Source organism: Streptomyces sp. 2114.4 (assembly GCF_900187385.1).
GTDB classification, from domain to species: domain Bacteria; phylum Actinomycetota; class Actinomycetes; order Streptomycetales; family Streptomycetaceae; genus Streptomyces; species Streptomyces mooreae.
This window is the reverse complement of record NZ_FYEY01000001.1, coordinates 1,548,153-1,563,405: the sequence shown is the minus strand read 5'-3', so window position 1 is coordinate 1,563,405 and position 15,253 is coordinate 1,548,153. Positions and strand designations below refer to the sequence as shown.

Here is a 15,253-nt window from a genome sequence, read left to right as displayed (position 1 = left end):
CCGCGCGCCTTGGCGTACTGCGCGGTAACCCGGTGGTTGACGCGGCAGTCGGGTGCGCTGAGGATCGTTCCACCAGGCGGCCGGGGCGCCCGGCGTGCCCCGTTGAGGAGTTGCTGAGATGGCGTACGACGCTGATGTGATCGTGATCGGAGCGGGGCTCGCGGGCCTGGCGGCCACCGCGGAACTGGTGGACGCCGGACGGAAGGTGATCCTCCTCGACCAGGAGCCCGAGCAGTCCCTCGGCGGACAGGCCCACTGGTCCTTCGGCGGTCTCTTCCTGGTGGACTCCCCCGAACAGCGCCGGCTGCGCATCCGCGACAGCCATGAGCTGGCCTGGCAGGACTGGCTGGGCACGGCCGGCTTTGACCGGCCCGAGGACCGCTGGCCGCGCTCCTGGGCCGAGGCCTACGTCGACTTCGCGGCCGGCGAGAAGCGCTCCTGGTTGCACCGGCAGGGCGTACGGCTCTTCCCCGTCGTCGGCTGGGCCGAACGCGGCGGCTACGACGCGACCGGACACGGCAACTCCGTCCCCCGCTTCCACATCACCTGGGGCACCGGCCCCGGGCTGGTGGCCCCGTTCGAGCGCCGGGTGCGGGCCGGGGTCGCCCGCGGACTGGTGGAGCTGCGCTTCCGCCACCGGGTGACCGGGCTGTCGCGCACCGCGGGGAGCGTGGACACGGTCAGCGGCGAGGTCCTGGAGCCCTCGGACGCCGAGCGCGGCAGGCCCAGCAGCCGCGAGGTGGCCGGCGCCTTCGAGCTCAAGGCCCAGGCCGTGATCGTCACCTCGGGCGGTATCGGCGGCAATCACGAACTGGTGCGCGCCAACTGGCCCGAACGGCTCGGCAAGCCCCCGCGGCGGATGCTGTCCGGGGTGCCCGCGCATGTGGACGGCAAGATGCTGGGCATCGCCGAGGCGGCCGGCGGCCGGATCATCAACCGCGACCGGATGTGGCACTACACCGAGGGCATCGACAACTGGAACCCGGTCTGGCCGCAGCACGGCATCCGGATCCTGTCCGGACCGTCCCCGCTGTGGCTCGACGCGCGCGGCAAGCGGCTGCCGGTGCCGCTCTTCCCCGGCTTCGACACCCTCGGCACCCTCGAACACATCATGCGGACGGGCCATGACCACACCTGGTTCGTCCTCACCCAGAAGATCATCGAGAAGGAGTTCACCCTCTCCGGCTCCGAGCAGAACCCCGATCTGACGGGCAAGAGCATCCGCGGCGTGCTGGGCCGGGCCAGGGCCGGCGCACCGGGGCCGGTGCGGGCGTTCATGGACCGTGGCGCGGACTTCGTCGTCGAGCGTTCGCTGACCGACCTGGTGCGGCGGATGAACGAACTGACCAAGGAGCCGCTGATAGGCGAGGAGGCGCTGCGCGACGCGATCGTGGCGCGGGACCGGGAGATCGCCCACTCCTTCACCAAGGACCTCCAGGTGACCGCGATCCGCGGGGCCCGCGCTTACCTCGGGGACCGCCTGATCCGCACCGCGGCGCCACACCGGCTGCTCGACCCCCAGGCCGGCCCGCTGATCGCCGTACGGCTGAACATCCTCACCCGCAAGACGCTCGGCGGACTGGAGACCGACCTCTCCTCGCGGGTGCTGACCGACGGTGGCACACCCCTGCCCGGCGTCTACGCGGCGGGCGAGGCGGCCGGGTTCGGCGGCGGCGGGGTGCACGGCTACCGCTCGCTGGAGGGGACCTTCCTCGGGGGCTGCCTCTTCTCCGGCCGGACGGCGGGCCGGGCGGCGGCGCGGGCGGTGTCCTGAGGGGGAGGGGCGGTGCGGGGGAGCGTGCTGCCGGAGGGGCCTCGCCCCGCCGGCAGGAGGCGGGCCGCTCCCTTCCGTGGACGAAGAGAGAGGGGGGGCGGATCCGGCCATTCCCCTTCGCGCCTTGACGCGGAGCTCTGCGGGCCGCTTTGCTGTGCGTGATGACTGGTGCGGACCAAGTCGTCACCCTCTGTAGAGGTGCGCGGATCCGGTCCCCGCCCGCCGAGGACGACTCGGTGCGGTGAGACGGCCGGTGCGGCGCGCCGTGGAGCCCCTGATGGAGCCCCTGACCCGTGATTTCGATGTCGCCACCGATGCCGCCACCCCTCCGACGCGCCCGCCCCGGCCCCCCGGTGCTCACCCCGGCCCTGGACGACGCCCAACTGGCCCTCGCGGTCGAGGCGTTGACGCTCGGCCAGTGGGCCAGGGTGCGCACCCTGCTCGCCGGGACCGGTGCGCAGTGGGATCTGCGCGGCCACCGATTAACCGTCCTGGCCACCTGCCCCGGCAGCGCCGCCTGGGCCGGCGACTGGCTGCTCGCCGAACCGGACAGCGGTGACGCCGCCACCCTCCTGGCCCTCGCCACCGTCCATCTCGCCCTGCGCGGCGAGAGCGGTACCGGGGCCGCCGCGCAGGCCTGTGCCACCGCCGCCCGGATGCTGCCCGACGACCCCACCCCCTGGCTCGGCGCGCTGATCCTCGCCCGCCGCACCGGCACCCCGGGCGAACGGGCCCACGCCTTCCACCAGGTGTGCGCCCGCCACCGCGACCACCACCACGCACACCACCTCATGACGGCCTCCCTGGCCGAGCAGCTGCCGGGCGTCGCCGACGATCCGCGGCACCCGGTCCATGTCTTCGCGGCCCGCGCGGCGGCACGTGCCCCCGCCGACTCCCCGCTCGCCCTCCTCCCCGTCGTGGCGCACGCCGAGCGCTACCGCGTCCTCGCCGCCGCGGGCCTGGCTCCCCCCGACCCCGCGGGCTGGGGCCACTGGTCCACCCGGCGCGCCCGGCAGGTGCTGCAGGCCGCCGTCGACTGGTGGCTGGAATGGGAGGGCGAGGAACACCCGCGCCGCAAGATCGATCTCAACTTCCTCGCCCATGCCGCGTTCCACCAAGGGCGGACCGCCGAGGCCGCCACGCTGTTCCAGCGGATCGGTCCGCACGCCACCCGCGCCCCGTGGTCGTACCCGGGCCGCGACGGCGCGGGCGCCTTCCGCGCCGCGCGGGCCACCGCACTGTGCCGCGCCCGGGAGGCCGCCGCCCCGTGACCCGGCGGCGCTGATGACGAAAGTCTGACGCCGGGGCCGGGACGCCGGCCCCGGCCCCCGCGGGGGGTTCACAATCGAAGGGTGACCAAGGACGCGAAGAGGCCCCGCCCGGCGGGCGGCGGCGAGGACGGGCAGGGCACCCCCGTGGGCCGCCGCGTGGTGCTCGGCATGCTCGCCGCCGGTGCCGCCGGCGTCGCCGCCGCCCCCTACCTGCAGAGCGCCTACGACAGCACCCTCGGGGCCGCCGCACAGCAGGACCCCACCGGCCTGACCGGCCTGCTCCCGGGCGGCGGCGGCTTCCGCTACTACTCCGTGACCGGCTCCGTACCGGCCAAGGACGCCCACACCTACCGCCTGACCCTCGACGGCCTGGTCCGCCACCGGACCACCCTGAGCCTCGCCGGTCTGCGCCGGCTGCCGCAGACCCGGCTCGTCCGCGACGTCCAGTGCGTCACCGGCTGGCGGGTGCCCGCCACCCCCTTCGAGGGCGTCCGCCTCTCCGCCCTCCTCGACGTCGCGGGCGTCCGCCCCGAGGCCAAGGCCGTCCGCTTCACCTGCTTCGACGGCACCTACAGCGAATCCCTCACCCTCGAACAGGCCCGCCGCGACGACGTCCTGGTCGCCCTGCGGATGCAGGACAAGCCGCTCGCCCACGCCCACGGCGGCCCGGTGCGCCTCTATGTCGGGCCCATGTACTTCTACAAGTCGGCGAAGTGGCTCTCCGGGATCACCGTCACCGACCACGTCCAGCCCGGCTACTGGGAGAACCTCGGATATGACATCGACGCCTGGGTCGGCCGGTCGAACGGACGCGACGATGCCCCGACCACCTGAGAGCCGGTCCGCCACCGCCACGGCGCGCCCCCGCGTCCCGCGCTTCACCCCCGCCGAACGCCGGGTGCACCGCGCCACCGCCACCCTGATGGCCGTCTGCGTCCTCGCCGCGGGCTGCCTCTACCTCCCCTTCCTCGCCGAACTCGTCGGCCGCCGCCACCTGATGGTCACCGTCCACGAGTGGTCCGGCGTCCTGCTGCCCGTCCCCCTGCTGCTGGGCCTCGGCTCCCGCGCCCTGCGCGCCGACCTCACCCGCCTCAACCGTTACGGCCCGCACGACCGCCAGTGGCTGCGCGCCGCACTGCGCCGCCGAGGGGGCCGCCCGGCCGGCAAGTTCAACGCCGGGCAGAAGCTCTACGCCGCCTGGATCGCCGGTGCGGTCCTGGTGATGCTCGGCACCGGGCTGCTGATGTGGTTCACAGGTCTCGCGCCCCTGGTCTGGCGCACCGGCGCCACCTTCGTCCACGACTGGCTCGCGCTCGCCGTGATCATCGTGATCGCCGGCCATGTCGGGAAGGCGTACGGCGACCCCGAGTCACGCCGCGGCCTGCGCACCGGCTCCGTCGACGCGCAATGGGCACGGCGCGAGCATCCGTTGTGGGAGCAGCGGGAGGAGGACGGGGGTGACGGCGCGGAAGCGGGGGAGAGCGCGAACAGGGACTCCGAGGACAGGTCCTAGCTTCCTTCCCACGGCATGGCCGCTCCCGCCCGTTGCCGAGACTTCTCTGCAGAGATCTCTGTGCAGAGGAGTCTCTGCAACTCTAGGCTGCCGTTCATGTCTGACGCTTCCGCAGCACAGCACCCGTCCCGCCCGACGCCGACGCCGCCGGCCGCGCCCCCGACCCGCCGGATGGACGCCCGCAGCCTGCGCGGGGTCGCCCACCCCTTGCGGATGCGCATCCTGGAGCTGCTGCGGCTCGACGGGCCGGACACCGCCACCGGGCTCGGGCGCCGTCTCGGCGAGAACACCGGTACGGTCAGCTGGCATCTGCGGCACCTCGCCGAACACGGCTTCATCGAGGAGGAGACCGGCCGCGGCACCAAGCGCGAGCGCTGGTGGCGGGCGGTCCGGGTAGCCCACCGGCTGGACACCACCGAATTCCGCGACGATCCGGACACCCGAGGCGCGCTGGAGCTCTATGTGCACGAAATCGTCCAGCAGCACTTCAACCGGGTCGTCAGCTACCTCATCGAGGACTGGGCCCCGGAGTGGCGGGACGCCGGCACCCTCTCCCAGTGGCACGATCTGCGCCTGACGCCCGGACAACTCGCCGCACTGAACGCGGAGTTGGAGCAGGTCGTGATACGGCACCGGGCGGCGGCGCACAGCGGATCCGACGAGGAAGCCCCCGAGGAGCAGCGGCCCGTCGTCGTCCAGCTGCAGGCCTTCCCGCGCAAGGAGCGGCACGAGCGATGAGCGGACTGCTGCGCCGCCATCGTGACTTCCGGCTGTTGTGGTGCGGTGAGACGGCGGGGAAGTTCGGGGCGGCGGTCACCACCGTGGCGATGCCGCTGGTGGCGGTGTCCACCCTGCACGCCTCCACCTTCGCGGTCGGGCTGCTCAGCGCCTGCGGCTGGCTGCCCTGGCTGCTCATCGGCCTCCCGGTGGGCGTCTGGGTGGACCGGACGCGCCGCCGGCCCCTGATGCTGGGCGCCGCCGGCCTGTCACTGGTGCTGTTCGCCGCCGTACCGCTCCTCGCCCGCTACGGCGGGCTCAGCCTCGGCTTACTGATCGCCGTGGCCCTGCTGGCCGGTGCCGCGGCGGTGGTCTTCCAGACCGCCTACAGCGCCTACCTCCCCGGCCTGCTCGCACCGGCCGACCAGGCCGAGGGCAACGCCAAGCTGCACGGCAGCGCCTCGGCGGCGCAGATCGCGGGACAGGGGGCGGGCGGCTTCCTCGCCCAACTGGCCGACGCCGTCAACGCGTTGTCCGCCCAGGCCGCCGGCTTCCTCATATCCCTGCTGTGCCTGCTCCGCATCCGGCACCGCGAACCACGCCCGGACCCCCGCGACCGCGCCGCACGGACCCTGTTCGCGGACATCGCCGAGGGGCTGCGGCTGGTCACCGGCGATGTATGGCTCCGCACCCTGACGCTCTTCGGCGCCGCCTCCAACCTCGCGCTCATGGGGTACCAGTCGATCGCGGCGGTCTTCCTGGTCCGCGAGGTCGGTCTGCCGCCCGGCGCGGTCGGCGGGCTGACGGCGCTGGCCAGTACGGGCGGGATCGTGGGCGCCTTCCTGGCGCGCCGGGCCGCCGACCGGTTCGGTACGGCCCGCGCCATGCTGCTGTGCGAACTGGGCCTGTCCGGCACCGCGTTGCTCATCCCCCTCGCCGGCCATGGCGCCGGGGCGCTGCTCTACGTCGCGGGCAGCTTCGGCGTCTGCGCGGGTGTGGTGGGCGGAAACACCCTCAAGGCGGGCTTCCAGCAGCGCTACTGCCCGCCGGCCCTGCTCGGCCGGCTGATCGCCGGCAGCTCCTTCCTCAACTACGGCACGCTGCCCCTGGGCGCGCTGCTCGGCGGCGCGCTCGGCTCCGCCCTCGGCCTCCGCCCGGCCATGTGGATCATGACCGCCGGGGTGCCGCTGGCCGCCCTGATCCTGCTCCTCTCGCCGGTCGGGGCCGTCCGCGACCTGCCGGTGCGCCGGACGGGGGACGAGGGGCGGGAGGAGCGCGGCCCGGATCCGGCGGGCCGGGACGGAGCGGCGGCACGGCGCTGAGGCGCGCCAGGCACACCCGTACGCCCACGCGCACACCAAGGCCCGGCCCCACGCGCGCCAAAACCGTCCACGGCCCCATCCGCCGCCCTCCTACGCCTCCACCGGCACGTCCGCCGACGGCAGTTCGACCTCGAAGCGGCAGCCCGCCCCGGTATTTTGTACCGTCGCCCGGCCCTCGTGGGCCTCCACGATCCCGCGGACGATCGCGAGACCCAGCCCGGCGCCGCCCTGGCCGTCCGCGCGCGGGGTGCGGGCCGCGCCGCCGCGCCAGCCGGTGTCGAAGACCCGCGCCAGATCCTCCGGCGGGATGCCCCCGCAGCCGTCCTCGACCGCGAGGATCACCCGGCCCTTCTCGTGTCGTGCGCTGAGTGCCACGGTGCCGTCCGCCGGCGTCGCACGGATCGCGTTGACCAGCAGATTGCCCAGGACGCGGGTGATCTGCTGGGCGTCCACCCGTACCGGCAGCGGCGCCACCCCGCCGTCCACCAGCCGCACCCCGCCGGCCCGCGCCAGCGGCCCGGCCCCGGCGAGGGCATCGTCCACCAGGTCGTACACCGACACCCGCGACAGCGTCAGTGCCAGCGCCCCGGCCTGGATGCGGGAGAGTTCGAAGAGGTCGTCGACCATGGCGGCCAGCCGGTCGACCTCGACCCGCATCCGTGCGTGGTAGCGCGCGGTGTCCTCGGCGACCCCGTCCTCCAGCGCCTCGGCCATCGCCCGCAGCCCGGCGAGCGGGGTGCGCAGGTCGTGCGAGATCCCGGCGATCAGATCGCGCCGGGAGGCATCCAGCGCCCGCTCCCGTTCCCGTGCCGCGGCGAGCCGCCCGCTGGTCTCCTCCAACGCCCGGGACAGCGCGGCCAGTTCCGCGGTGGGCGGCTCGGCGGGCGCCACGAAGCCGCCCTCGCTGCCGACCGTACGGGCCGAGCGTGCCAGCTCCCGGCTGCCCGCCGCGATCCGGCGTCCGAAGAGCAGCGCGGCCGCCAGCGACACCACCCCGGAGACGGCCACCACGGCCATCACCACGCCCAGGTCGTGCCCGGACAGGAACATCGCCTGGGCGACCGCCACCGTGCCCGCCGCCATCGCGGCCACCGCCAGCACCGCCACCGCGAACAGCGACAGCGCGACCGAGCGCCGCCGCAGCACCCGTACCGCGGGCGCGGCGAGCAGGCCCGCCAGCGCCGCCCCCAGCGCCGCCAGCGCCACGATGACCAGAAAGTCCGTCATGAGAGCGGATCGCCTTCCAGCAGCGGTCCGGGCTCCGGCGGGGGCTCGTCCTCCATGGGGTCGAAGCGGTAGCCCGCGCCCCAGACCGTCGTCACCAGCCGTGGCGCGGCCGGATCCGCCTCGATCTTCTCGCGCAGCCGCCGCACGTGCACGGTCACCGTGGACAGATCGCCGAACTCCCAGCCCCAGACCCGGGCCAGCAGCTCCTCCCGGGAGAAGACCTGCCCGGGGTGGCGCATCAGGAAGACGAGGAGATCGAACTCGCGGGCGGTGAGGGAGAGTGCCCGTCCGCCGCGGTCGGCGCGCCGGCCGCCGGGGTCGGCACGCAGGTCCCCGGCGCACAGGACGGCCGAGGGCGCCGCGGCCGGCGGCGCGGACTCCGCGCGGCGCAGCACCGAGCCGATCCGCAGCACCAGCTCGCGCGGGCTGAAGGGCTTGGTCACATAGTCGTCCGCACCCAGCTCCAGCCCCAGGATGCGGTCCGCCTCCTCGCCGCGGGCCGTCAGCATCACCACCGGGACCGCCGGGCCGTCGTCGGAGCGGCGCAGCCGGCGGCACACCTCCAGCCCGTCGAGGCCGGGCAGCATCAGGTCGAGCACCACGAGATGCGGGCGGAACTCCGCGGCCCGGTCGAGGGCGGCGAAACCGTCGGCGGCGTGCCGGGTGGTGTAGCCGGCGCGGGAGAGATAGCCGGTGACGACCTCCGCGACGGTCGGATCGTCCTCGACGACCAGGACACGGCGCGGCGGCCCGTGCAGCGGGACGGGCGGGGGTGCGGAGGGCGGCGTTGCGCGGTGCACGGGCTCAGCGTGCCCTTCTGGAGGGAGACGTCATGGGGCCAGCCAACACCAGCGCGCGCGGTGGCGGGCGGGCAGGCCTGCTGTCGTAAGACTCCGGTAACCCATGGCCGGTAACCCATGGCCGGGAGCCGGGAGCCGGGAGCCGGGAGCCGGGAGCCGGTGCAGCGGTGGGCCGCTCACGGCGCCGCGGCCCCGTCCTGGCGCCTCAGCTCAGCCCTCCAGCCCCTCCCGTACCCGTCGCGACACCGTGATCGCATAGAGGTCGAGCACGCCCGGCGGTTCGGCCAGACCGGGCCCGCCGGCCCGGATCCACGCGGCGATATCGGCCAGCGCGTCGTCGTCGTTGACCAGCCCCAGCCACACGGGGCGCCCGCCGGCCGCCCGGCCCGCGGGCGACGGCTGGACCACGACCACATTCGCCTGGTCACAGACGTCCAGACACTCCGAGGCCCGTACCGGCGCCGCGCCGTCGAGCGCCGCGCGCAACCGCGGTATCTGCCCGGCGTGGTCCACGCCCGGGATCTTGGCCGCATCGCCGCAGCAGCAGCCCCGGCATACGATGACCCGGCACGGGGCCGCGGTGGCTGCCCGTCCGGCACGCTTGTCGATCATCCGGCTCATGCTACGGGCGGCGCCATGCCCCCGAGGACGGAGGGCCGGGCGGGGGTAGGAACCCGGTTCCGCGGGATAGACATCCGGCATGCCCCTCACAGACCCCCAGCCCTACCCTCACCCCGGCCCTCACCCCGGTCCCGCACCGGAGAGCGCGATACCCGGCCCGGCCGGTCTCCCGGTGCTCGGCTCGATGCTCGACCTGCGGCGCGACTCCCTCACCACCTTCGTCAACGCGCGGCGTACGCACGGCGATGTGGTGCGGCTGGTGGCCGGCCCGCCCGGTCTGCGCAGCGTGTTCCATGCGGTCTTCGCGCCCGAGGGCGTACAGCAGATCCTCGGCTCCCAGGCCGCCAACTTCCGCAAGGACCACCCGCTCTACGAGGAGGTCCGGCAGGCCTTCGGCAACGGCCTGCTCACCAGCCAGGACTCCGACTACCTCAGACAGCGGCGGCTGGTGCAGCCGCTGTTCACCAAACGCCGGGTCGACAGCTACGCCGCGGCGATCACGACCGAGGCCGGCACCTCAGCCGAACGCTGGCACACCGCCGGGGGCCAGACCGTGGACCTGGTCCCCGAGATGAACCGGCTGGCGCTGCGCACCGTCGCCCGGATCCTGTTCGGCCTGGACGCGGCGGCGGCCGAGGACGCCTTCCACCGGTGCGCCCCGGTCATCAACGCCTATGTCGTCCGGCGTGCCTACGTACCCGTGAAGGTCCCGCGGGAGTGGCCCACCCCCGCGAACCTGCGGGCCCGGGCCGCCACCGACGAGCTGAACGCCCTCTGCGACCGCATCATCGCGGACCGGCGGGCGGCGCGCGGGGCGGCCCCGGAGGCGGCGGACGAGGCGGACGGGAGGGATGCCGGGGACGCCGGGGACGACCTGCTGTCCCTGCTGGCCGCCGCCGGCAACGACGAGGACGGTTCCCTCGACGCGACCGAGGTCCGTGAACAGGTCCTGATCTTCCTGCTGGCGGGGCACGAAACCACCGCGACCTCCCTCGCGTTCACCCTCCACCTCCTCGCCCGGCACCCCGAGGAGCAGCACAGAGTGCGCGAGGAGATCGACCGGGTGCTGGGCGAGCGCACCCCCACGGCCGCCGACCTGGACCGTCTGCCGTATCTGACCCAGGCGCTGAAGGAGTCCATGCGCCTGTATCCGGCGGCGCCCGTCATCAGCCGCCGGGCCGTGGCCGCCACGGAGATCGGCGGATACCGCATCCCGGCCGGTGCCGATGTGGTCGTCGCGCCCTGGGTCACCCACCGCAGCCCGGAGCTGTGGGAGGACCCGGAGCGCTTCGATCCGCGGCGCTTCGCACCAGAACGGGAGGCGGAGCGGCACCGCTACGCCTGGTTCCCGTTCGGCGGCGGGCCGCGCGCCTGCATCGGGGCGCACTTCTCGATGCTGGAGTCCGTGCTGGCGCTGGCCGTGCTGCTGCGGACGTACGAACTCGAAGCCGTGGACCAGGAGGTGCCGGTCGCCGCCGGGATCACCCTCCAAGCCACCGGCCCGGCCCGGGTGCGCCTGCGCCCGCGCGACGGAGCCGGGGAGTAGGGGACCGAGATCCGGGGACGCCGCACGCACAGCGGAAACGACGCGCAGGGCGGAACACGAGCGCAACCGTCAACGCAACCGCAACCGCAACCGCAACCCAACCCCAAATAATAAACGCAACGGAAATAGCGTTTGCGTTTCGGCGGCGTCCCCCGTATCGTCAACCCCGGTCCCATTGCCGCCGATCGGAGAAGGCCGTTGCTCGTCTGAGGTCCTGAGGCACCGCGCCCGCGACGGTGATCCGCCCTGCGCTTCCGGTATCCGGAGCGGCGGTTCATGCCTCGCGCGGCCCGTCCGCGACCTCGGCGTACGTACGGCGTACCCGACGCACCCGGCGTTTTGACGACGCGCCGACGGTGCGGTGTCTCCCAGCGCATTCCCCACACCCCTTCGCGCCCAGGAGACCCCTGTGTCCATGCCACCCACCTCCGCGTCCTCCGCGGCCATCGTCTGCACCGGCCTCGGCTTCAGCTGGCCCGACGGCAGTCCCGTCCTGGAAAGCCTCCCGCTGGCCGTCGGCCCCGGCCGTACGGGCCTCATCGGCTCCAACGGGGCCGGAAAGTCCACCCTGTTGAAGCTGATCGCGGGCGAACTCTCCCCGACCTCGGGCAGCGTCAAGGTGGCCGGCGAGGTCGGCTACCTCCCGCAGCACGCCCCGCTCGACACGCACCTGAAGGTCGACGAAGCGCTCGGCATCGCCGCCGCGCGCGCCGCCCTGCACGCCATCGAGGGCGGCGACCCGAGCGAGGAACACTTCACCGCCATCGGCGACGACTGGGACGTCGAGGAACGCGCCCGCGCCACCCTCGACCAGCTCGGGCTGCCCGGCCTCGACCTCGACCGCACCATCGGCGAGGTGTCCGGCGGTGAGGGGGTCCTGCTGCGGCTGGCGGCCCTGCTGCTGCGCCGGCCGGACGTCCTGCTGCTCGACGAGCCCACCAACAACCTCGACGGACCGGCCCGGCAGCGGCTGTACGACGCGGTCACCGGCTGGTCCGGCGTGCTCGTCGTGGTCAGCCACGACCGTGAACTCCTCGAACTCGTCGACCGGATCGCCGACCTCCGCGACGGGGAGATCCACTGGTACGGCGGCAACTTCAGCGCCTACGAACACGCCCTGGCCGTCGAACAGGAAGCGGCCGAGCGCACCGTGCGGGCCGCCGAGGCCGACGTCCAGCGCCAGAAACGCGAACTGGCGGACGCCCAGGTCAAGTTGGCCCGCCGGGTGCGCTACGGCAACAAGATGAACGCCAACAAGCGCGAACCGAAGATCGTCATGAACGAGCGCAAGAGGGAGGCCCAGGTATCCGCGGGCAAGCACCGCATCCTGCACACCGAACGCCTCAAGGAGGCCAGAGAGCGCCTGGACGAGGCGGCCGAGGCGGTCCGGGACGACGCCGAGATCCGCATCGACCTGCCGCACACCGCCGTGCCGCCGGGCCGCACGGTGCTCACCCTGCACGCCCTGCGCACCCGTTACGGCGCCCAGGCCGAGCTGGAGGTCCGCGGCCCCGAACGCATCGCGCTGACCGGCCGCAACGGCTCCGGCAAGACCACCCTGCTGCGGACCCTCGCCGGGGAGATCCCCCCGCAGGAGGGCGTCGCACAGACCCATGTCCCCTTCCGCTTCCTGCCGCAGCGGCTGGACGTCCTCGACCCCGCGCTGACCGTGGCCGAGAACGTCGCCCGGTTCGCCCCGGACGCCACCAACAACCGCATCCGGGCCCGGCTCGCCCGCTTCCTGTTCAAGGGCGCACGGGCCGACCAGCAGGCCGGCACGCTCTCCGGCGGCGAACGCTTCCGCGCCTCGCTCGCCGCGCTGATGCTGGCCGAACCGGCCCCGCAGCTGCTGATGCTCGACGAGCCGACCAACAACCTCGACCTAGCATCGGTCCGCCGGCTGGTCACGGCCCTGGAGTCCTACGAGGGCGCGCTCCTCGTCGTCAGCCACGACCCGGCGTTCCTGAGGGACATCGGCATCACGCGCCGGCTCGCCCTGGAGGACGGTGAACTGACCGACATCGCACCGCTGTAGACGAAACGGGGCGGGGCGGGGGAGACGCCCCCCGCCCCGCCCCATCGGCGGCCCCCGTCCCGCGTCAGTCCCGCCCCCGGCCGGCCCGCCGGGCACCGGGCACCGCGCCGAACAGCTCCAGAGCCGCACCGCACTGCGAATGCAGCGGCACCGGCAGCTCATGGGGAGCGCACCAGGCGAGCGCATCGAACTTGTGCGGCTCGCCGATCGTCACCCCGGCCGGCGCCACCCGTACGGCGAAGACCACCGCGACCCAGTGCGAGTCGACCGGATCGCCGCGCAGCACATTGCGCACCCCGATCTGCTCGATGCCGAGCGGCCGCACGCCGTACTCCTCGCGCACCTCCCGTGCCACGGCCGTCTCGAAGGACTCACCGAACTCCAGCGCCCCGGCGCCGCAGTCCCACGTCCCCGGCTCATCCCTGGCCCCCGCGCTCCGCCGGGCCAGCAACACCCGCCCGGCGCCGTCATGGCACACGAAGACACAGGACACCCCGGGCCCCGCCACCGTCATCTCTCCCGCCCTTCTCAGCCTCAGAAGTGCCGCAGCAGGTCACCGAACGCCGACAGCCGCAGCACCTTCTCGTCGGCGGGGTCGAGCTCCCCGTGCTCCAGGACCCAGGTGTGGTCGTGCGGGATGAACACCGCGTTCAGGCCCGCGGAACGGGCCGGCAGGATGTCCGACTTGGGGGAGTTCCCGATCATCCACGCCGAGCCCGGCTCCAGGTCGTAGGAGCGGGTCAGCTCCTCATAGGTGGCGGTGTTCTTCTCCGCCACGATGTGGACGCCGCGGAAGTGCCGGGTCAGCCCGGAGGCCGTGATCTTCCGCTGCTGCTCCTCGGTGTCCCCCTTCGTCAGCAGCAGCAGATCGTGCCGCCGGGCGAGTTCGGCCAGGGTCTCGGCGACGCCGGGAATCAGCTCCACGCGGTCCCCGTCGAAGGCCCCGGCCCACCCGGAGATCCGCGCCGCCTCCTCGGCCGTCGCGGCCCGGCCCCGCAGCCGCGCCACGCACTCGCCGAGGCTGTGCAGGAACACCTTGCTGCCGTATCCCAGGGTCACCGCGTTCGCCGCCTCGATCCCGTCGAGCACGGCCCGCACCCCGGCCCGGTCGAGTCCGGGGTGCGTCATCCACTCCAGGAACTCGTCGATGACCCGCTCGAAGACCACGTTGTTCTCCCACAACGTGTCATCCGCATCGAAAATCAGCATGCGCCCGCCCGTCCCTCTCCCGCACCCACTCCACCGACCGGCGCACCTTAGGCACACCCGGCGGCCGACCGCACCGCAAATACCGTGCGGCTCGGCGTCGGTCCGGACCCGGCGATGCGGCGCCCGCCTCCCGGCCCCCGGTCATGCCACCGGGGCCGGGTCCCACGCCGCCAGCCGCCGCCGGCTCTCGAACCGCCGCGTCCTGCCGTCCACCGGATCGGTGAACTCCAGTACCTTCGCGAGCAGTTGGAGCGGCGCGCTGAAGTCGTCCGGGTCCGGGTCCGCGACCACCGGATAGACCGGATCGTGGAGGATCGGCAGCCCGAGGCCGTTCATATGGACCCGCAGCTGATGGGTGCGGCCGGTCGCGGGCAGCAGCCGGTACCGGCCCAGCCCGCCCCGCCGCTCCACCAGCTCGATCCGGCTCTCCGCGTTGACCGCGCCGGCCTCCTCGCGCGCGGCCATCACCCCGCGCTCCTTCACGATCCGGCTGCGCACGGTCACCGGCAGCGCCACCGCCGCGTCGTACGGCGCCACCGCCTCGTACTCCTTGCGCACCCGCCGCCCGCCGAACAGGCCCTGGTACGCGCCCCGGTCCCCGGGCCGTACGACGAACAGCGCCAGCCCCGCCGTGAGCCGGTCGAGCCGGTGCGCGGGCTGCAGCGCGGGCAGCTCCAGCTCGCGCCGCAGCCGGGCCAGCGCGGTCTCGGTGATGTGCCGCCCGCGCGGCGTCGTGGCGAGGAAGTGCGGTTTGTCGGCGATCACGATCCGCTCGTCGCGGTGGACGACCCGCACCTCGAACGGCACCGGCACCTCCGGCGCGAAGTCCCGGTGGAACCAGACGTACCGCCCGGGCTCGTACGGCTCCGCCCCGCTCAGCGCACCGCCGGTCCCGACGAACCGCCCCGCGCCCAGCATCGCGTCCACCCGCCGCGCCCCGATCGCCCCCTGGAACCGGTCGACCAGATGCTCCCGGACCGTCCCCCACACCCCCTCCGGATCGGCGGGCAGCCGCACCCGTACGGGATCGATACCGTCACGCTGGGGGAGCGGGGCGGGAGGAACCGGGGATCTGCGTCTCACCCGGCAAGAGAACCCCAGCCGGGCCGACAACGCAAAGCGGGTCCGGGGCGGCTCGGGGCCCGCCCGCTCCGTGTCCACGGCAGCGCCGGGCCGCGGGCCCCGGGCTGCGGGCCGCACACAGGCGGTGACCAGGGC

At 74.0% G+C, this 15,253-nt stretch carries 14 protein-coding genes; 8 read left to right on the top strand and 6 right to left on the bottom strand.

Features of this window, described 5'->3' with window-relative positions; genetic code table 11:
- The first annotated feature begins 118 nt into the window (after positions 1–118).
- The 6 genes from CFW40_RS06805 (at position 119) to CFW40_RS06780 (ending at position 6,597) form a co-directional block, all read left to right on the top strand.
- A complete protein-coding gene (locus tag CFW40_RS06805; RefSeq protein ID WP_088796933.1) occupies positions 119–1,774 on the top strand; it encodes an FAD-binding dehydrogenase in 1,656 nt (551 codons plus the stop codon).
- 302 nt (positions 1,775–2,076) lie between these two features.
- On the top strand, positions 2,077–3,045 hold the full coding sequence (locus CFW40_RS06800; RefSeq protein ID WP_088796932.1) for a tetratricopeptide repeat protein: 969 nt from the start codon (positions 2,077–2,079) through the stop codon (positions 3,043–3,045).
- Between the two features lie 168 nt (positions 3,046–3,213).
- Positions 3,214–3,879, top strand: coding sequence for a molybdopterin-dependent oxidoreductase (locus CFW40_RS06795; RefSeq protein ID WP_088801945.1), 666 nt, complete (start codon positions 3,214–3,216; stop codon positions 3,877–3,879).
- A complete protein-coding gene (locus tag CFW40_RS06790; RefSeq protein WP_256331565.1) occupies positions 3,863–4,558 on the top strand; it encodes a cytochrome b/b6 domain-containing protein in 696 nt (231 codons plus the stop codon). Before CFW40_RS06795 ends, CFW40_RS06790 begins: the two co-directional genes overlap by 17 nt.
- 171 nt (positions 4,559–4,729) lie before the next feature.
- Complete coding sequence (locus tag CFW40_RS06785) at positions 4,730–5,296, top strand: helix-turn-helix domain-containing protein (RefSeq protein WP_088796930.1); 567 nt, start codon at positions 4,730–4,732, stop codon at positions 5,294–5,296.
- Positions 5,293–6,597, top strand: coding sequence for an MFS transporter (locus CFW40_RS06780; RefSeq protein WP_088796929.1), 1,305 nt, complete (start codon positions 5,293–5,295; stop codon positions 6,595–6,597). Before CFW40_RS06785 ends, CFW40_RS06780 begins: the two co-directional genes overlap by 4 nt.
- Before the next feature lie 90 nt (positions 6,598–6,687).
- Here CFW40_RS06780 and CFW40_RS06775 read toward each other — a convergent pair whose 3' ends face one another.
- From CFW40_RS06775 to CFW40_RS06765, 3 genes are all read right to left on the bottom strand, one after another.
- Complete coding sequence (locus tag CFW40_RS06775) at positions 6,688–7,824, bottom strand: sensor histidine kinase KdpD (protein WP_088796928.1); 1,137 nt, start codon at positions 7,822–7,824, stop codon at positions 6,688–6,690.
- Positions 7,821–8,624 carry a response regulator transcription factor gene (locus CFW40_RS06770; RefSeq protein ID WP_088796927.1) on the bottom strand — a complete coding sequence of 268 codons (804 nt, stop codon included), beginning with the start codon at positions 8,622–8,624 and terminating at the stop codon, positions 7,821–7,823. The genes CFW40_RS06775 and CFW40_RS06770 overlap by 4 nt, the downstream gene beginning before the upstream one ends.
- Before the next feature lie 210 nt (positions 8,625–8,834).
- The gene (locus CFW40_RS06765) at positions 8,835–9,236 is read right to left on the bottom strand and encodes a hypothetical protein (protein ID WP_088796926.1); all 402 of its coding nucleotides are present in this window, start codon (positions 9,234–9,236) and stop codon (positions 8,835–8,837) included.
- 88 nt (positions 9,237–9,324) lie between these two features.
- Here CFW40_RS06765 and CFW40_RS06760 point away from each other — a divergent pair, with 88 nt between their 5' ends.
- Both CFW40_RS06760 and CFW40_RS06755 read left to right on the top strand, forming a co-directional pair.
- Positions 9,325–10,791 carry a cytochrome P450 gene (locus CFW40_RS06760; protein WP_088796925.1) on the top strand — a complete coding sequence of 489 codons (1,467 nt, stop codon included), beginning with the start codon at positions 9,325–9,327 and terminating at the stop codon, positions 10,789–10,791.
- A 415-nt stretch (positions 10,792–11,206) separates the two neighbouring features.
- Entirely contained in the window at positions 11,207–12,826 is a 1,620-nt protein-coding gene (locus tag CFW40_RS06755; RefSeq protein ID WP_088801944.1) for an ABC-F family ATP-binding cassette domain-containing protein, read from the top strand.
- 64 nt (positions 12,827–12,890) lie between these two features.
- Here CFW40_RS06755 and CFW40_RS06750 read toward each other — a convergent pair whose 3' ends face one another.
- From CFW40_RS06750 to CFW40_RS06740, 3 genes are all read right to left on the bottom strand, one after another.
- Positions 12,891–13,340, bottom strand: a complete 450-nt coding sequence (locus CFW40_RS06750; RefSeq protein ID WP_088796924.1) for an NUDIX hydrolase — start codon at positions 13,338–13,340, stop codon at positions 12,891–12,893.
- 20 nt (positions 13,341–13,360) lie between these two features.
- The gene (locus CFW40_RS06745) at positions 13,361–14,035 is read right to left on the bottom strand and encodes an HAD family hydrolase (protein ID WP_088796923.1); all 675 of its coding nucleotides are present in this window, start codon (positions 14,033–14,035) and stop codon (positions 13,361–13,363) included.
- 141 nt (positions 14,036–14,176) lie between these two features.
- Positions 14,177–15,118, bottom strand: a complete 942-nt coding sequence (locus CFW40_RS06740; protein WP_088796922.1) for a pseudouridine synthase — start codon at positions 15,116–15,118, stop codon at positions 14,177–14,179.
- Positions 15,119–15,253 lie beyond the last annotated feature (135 nt).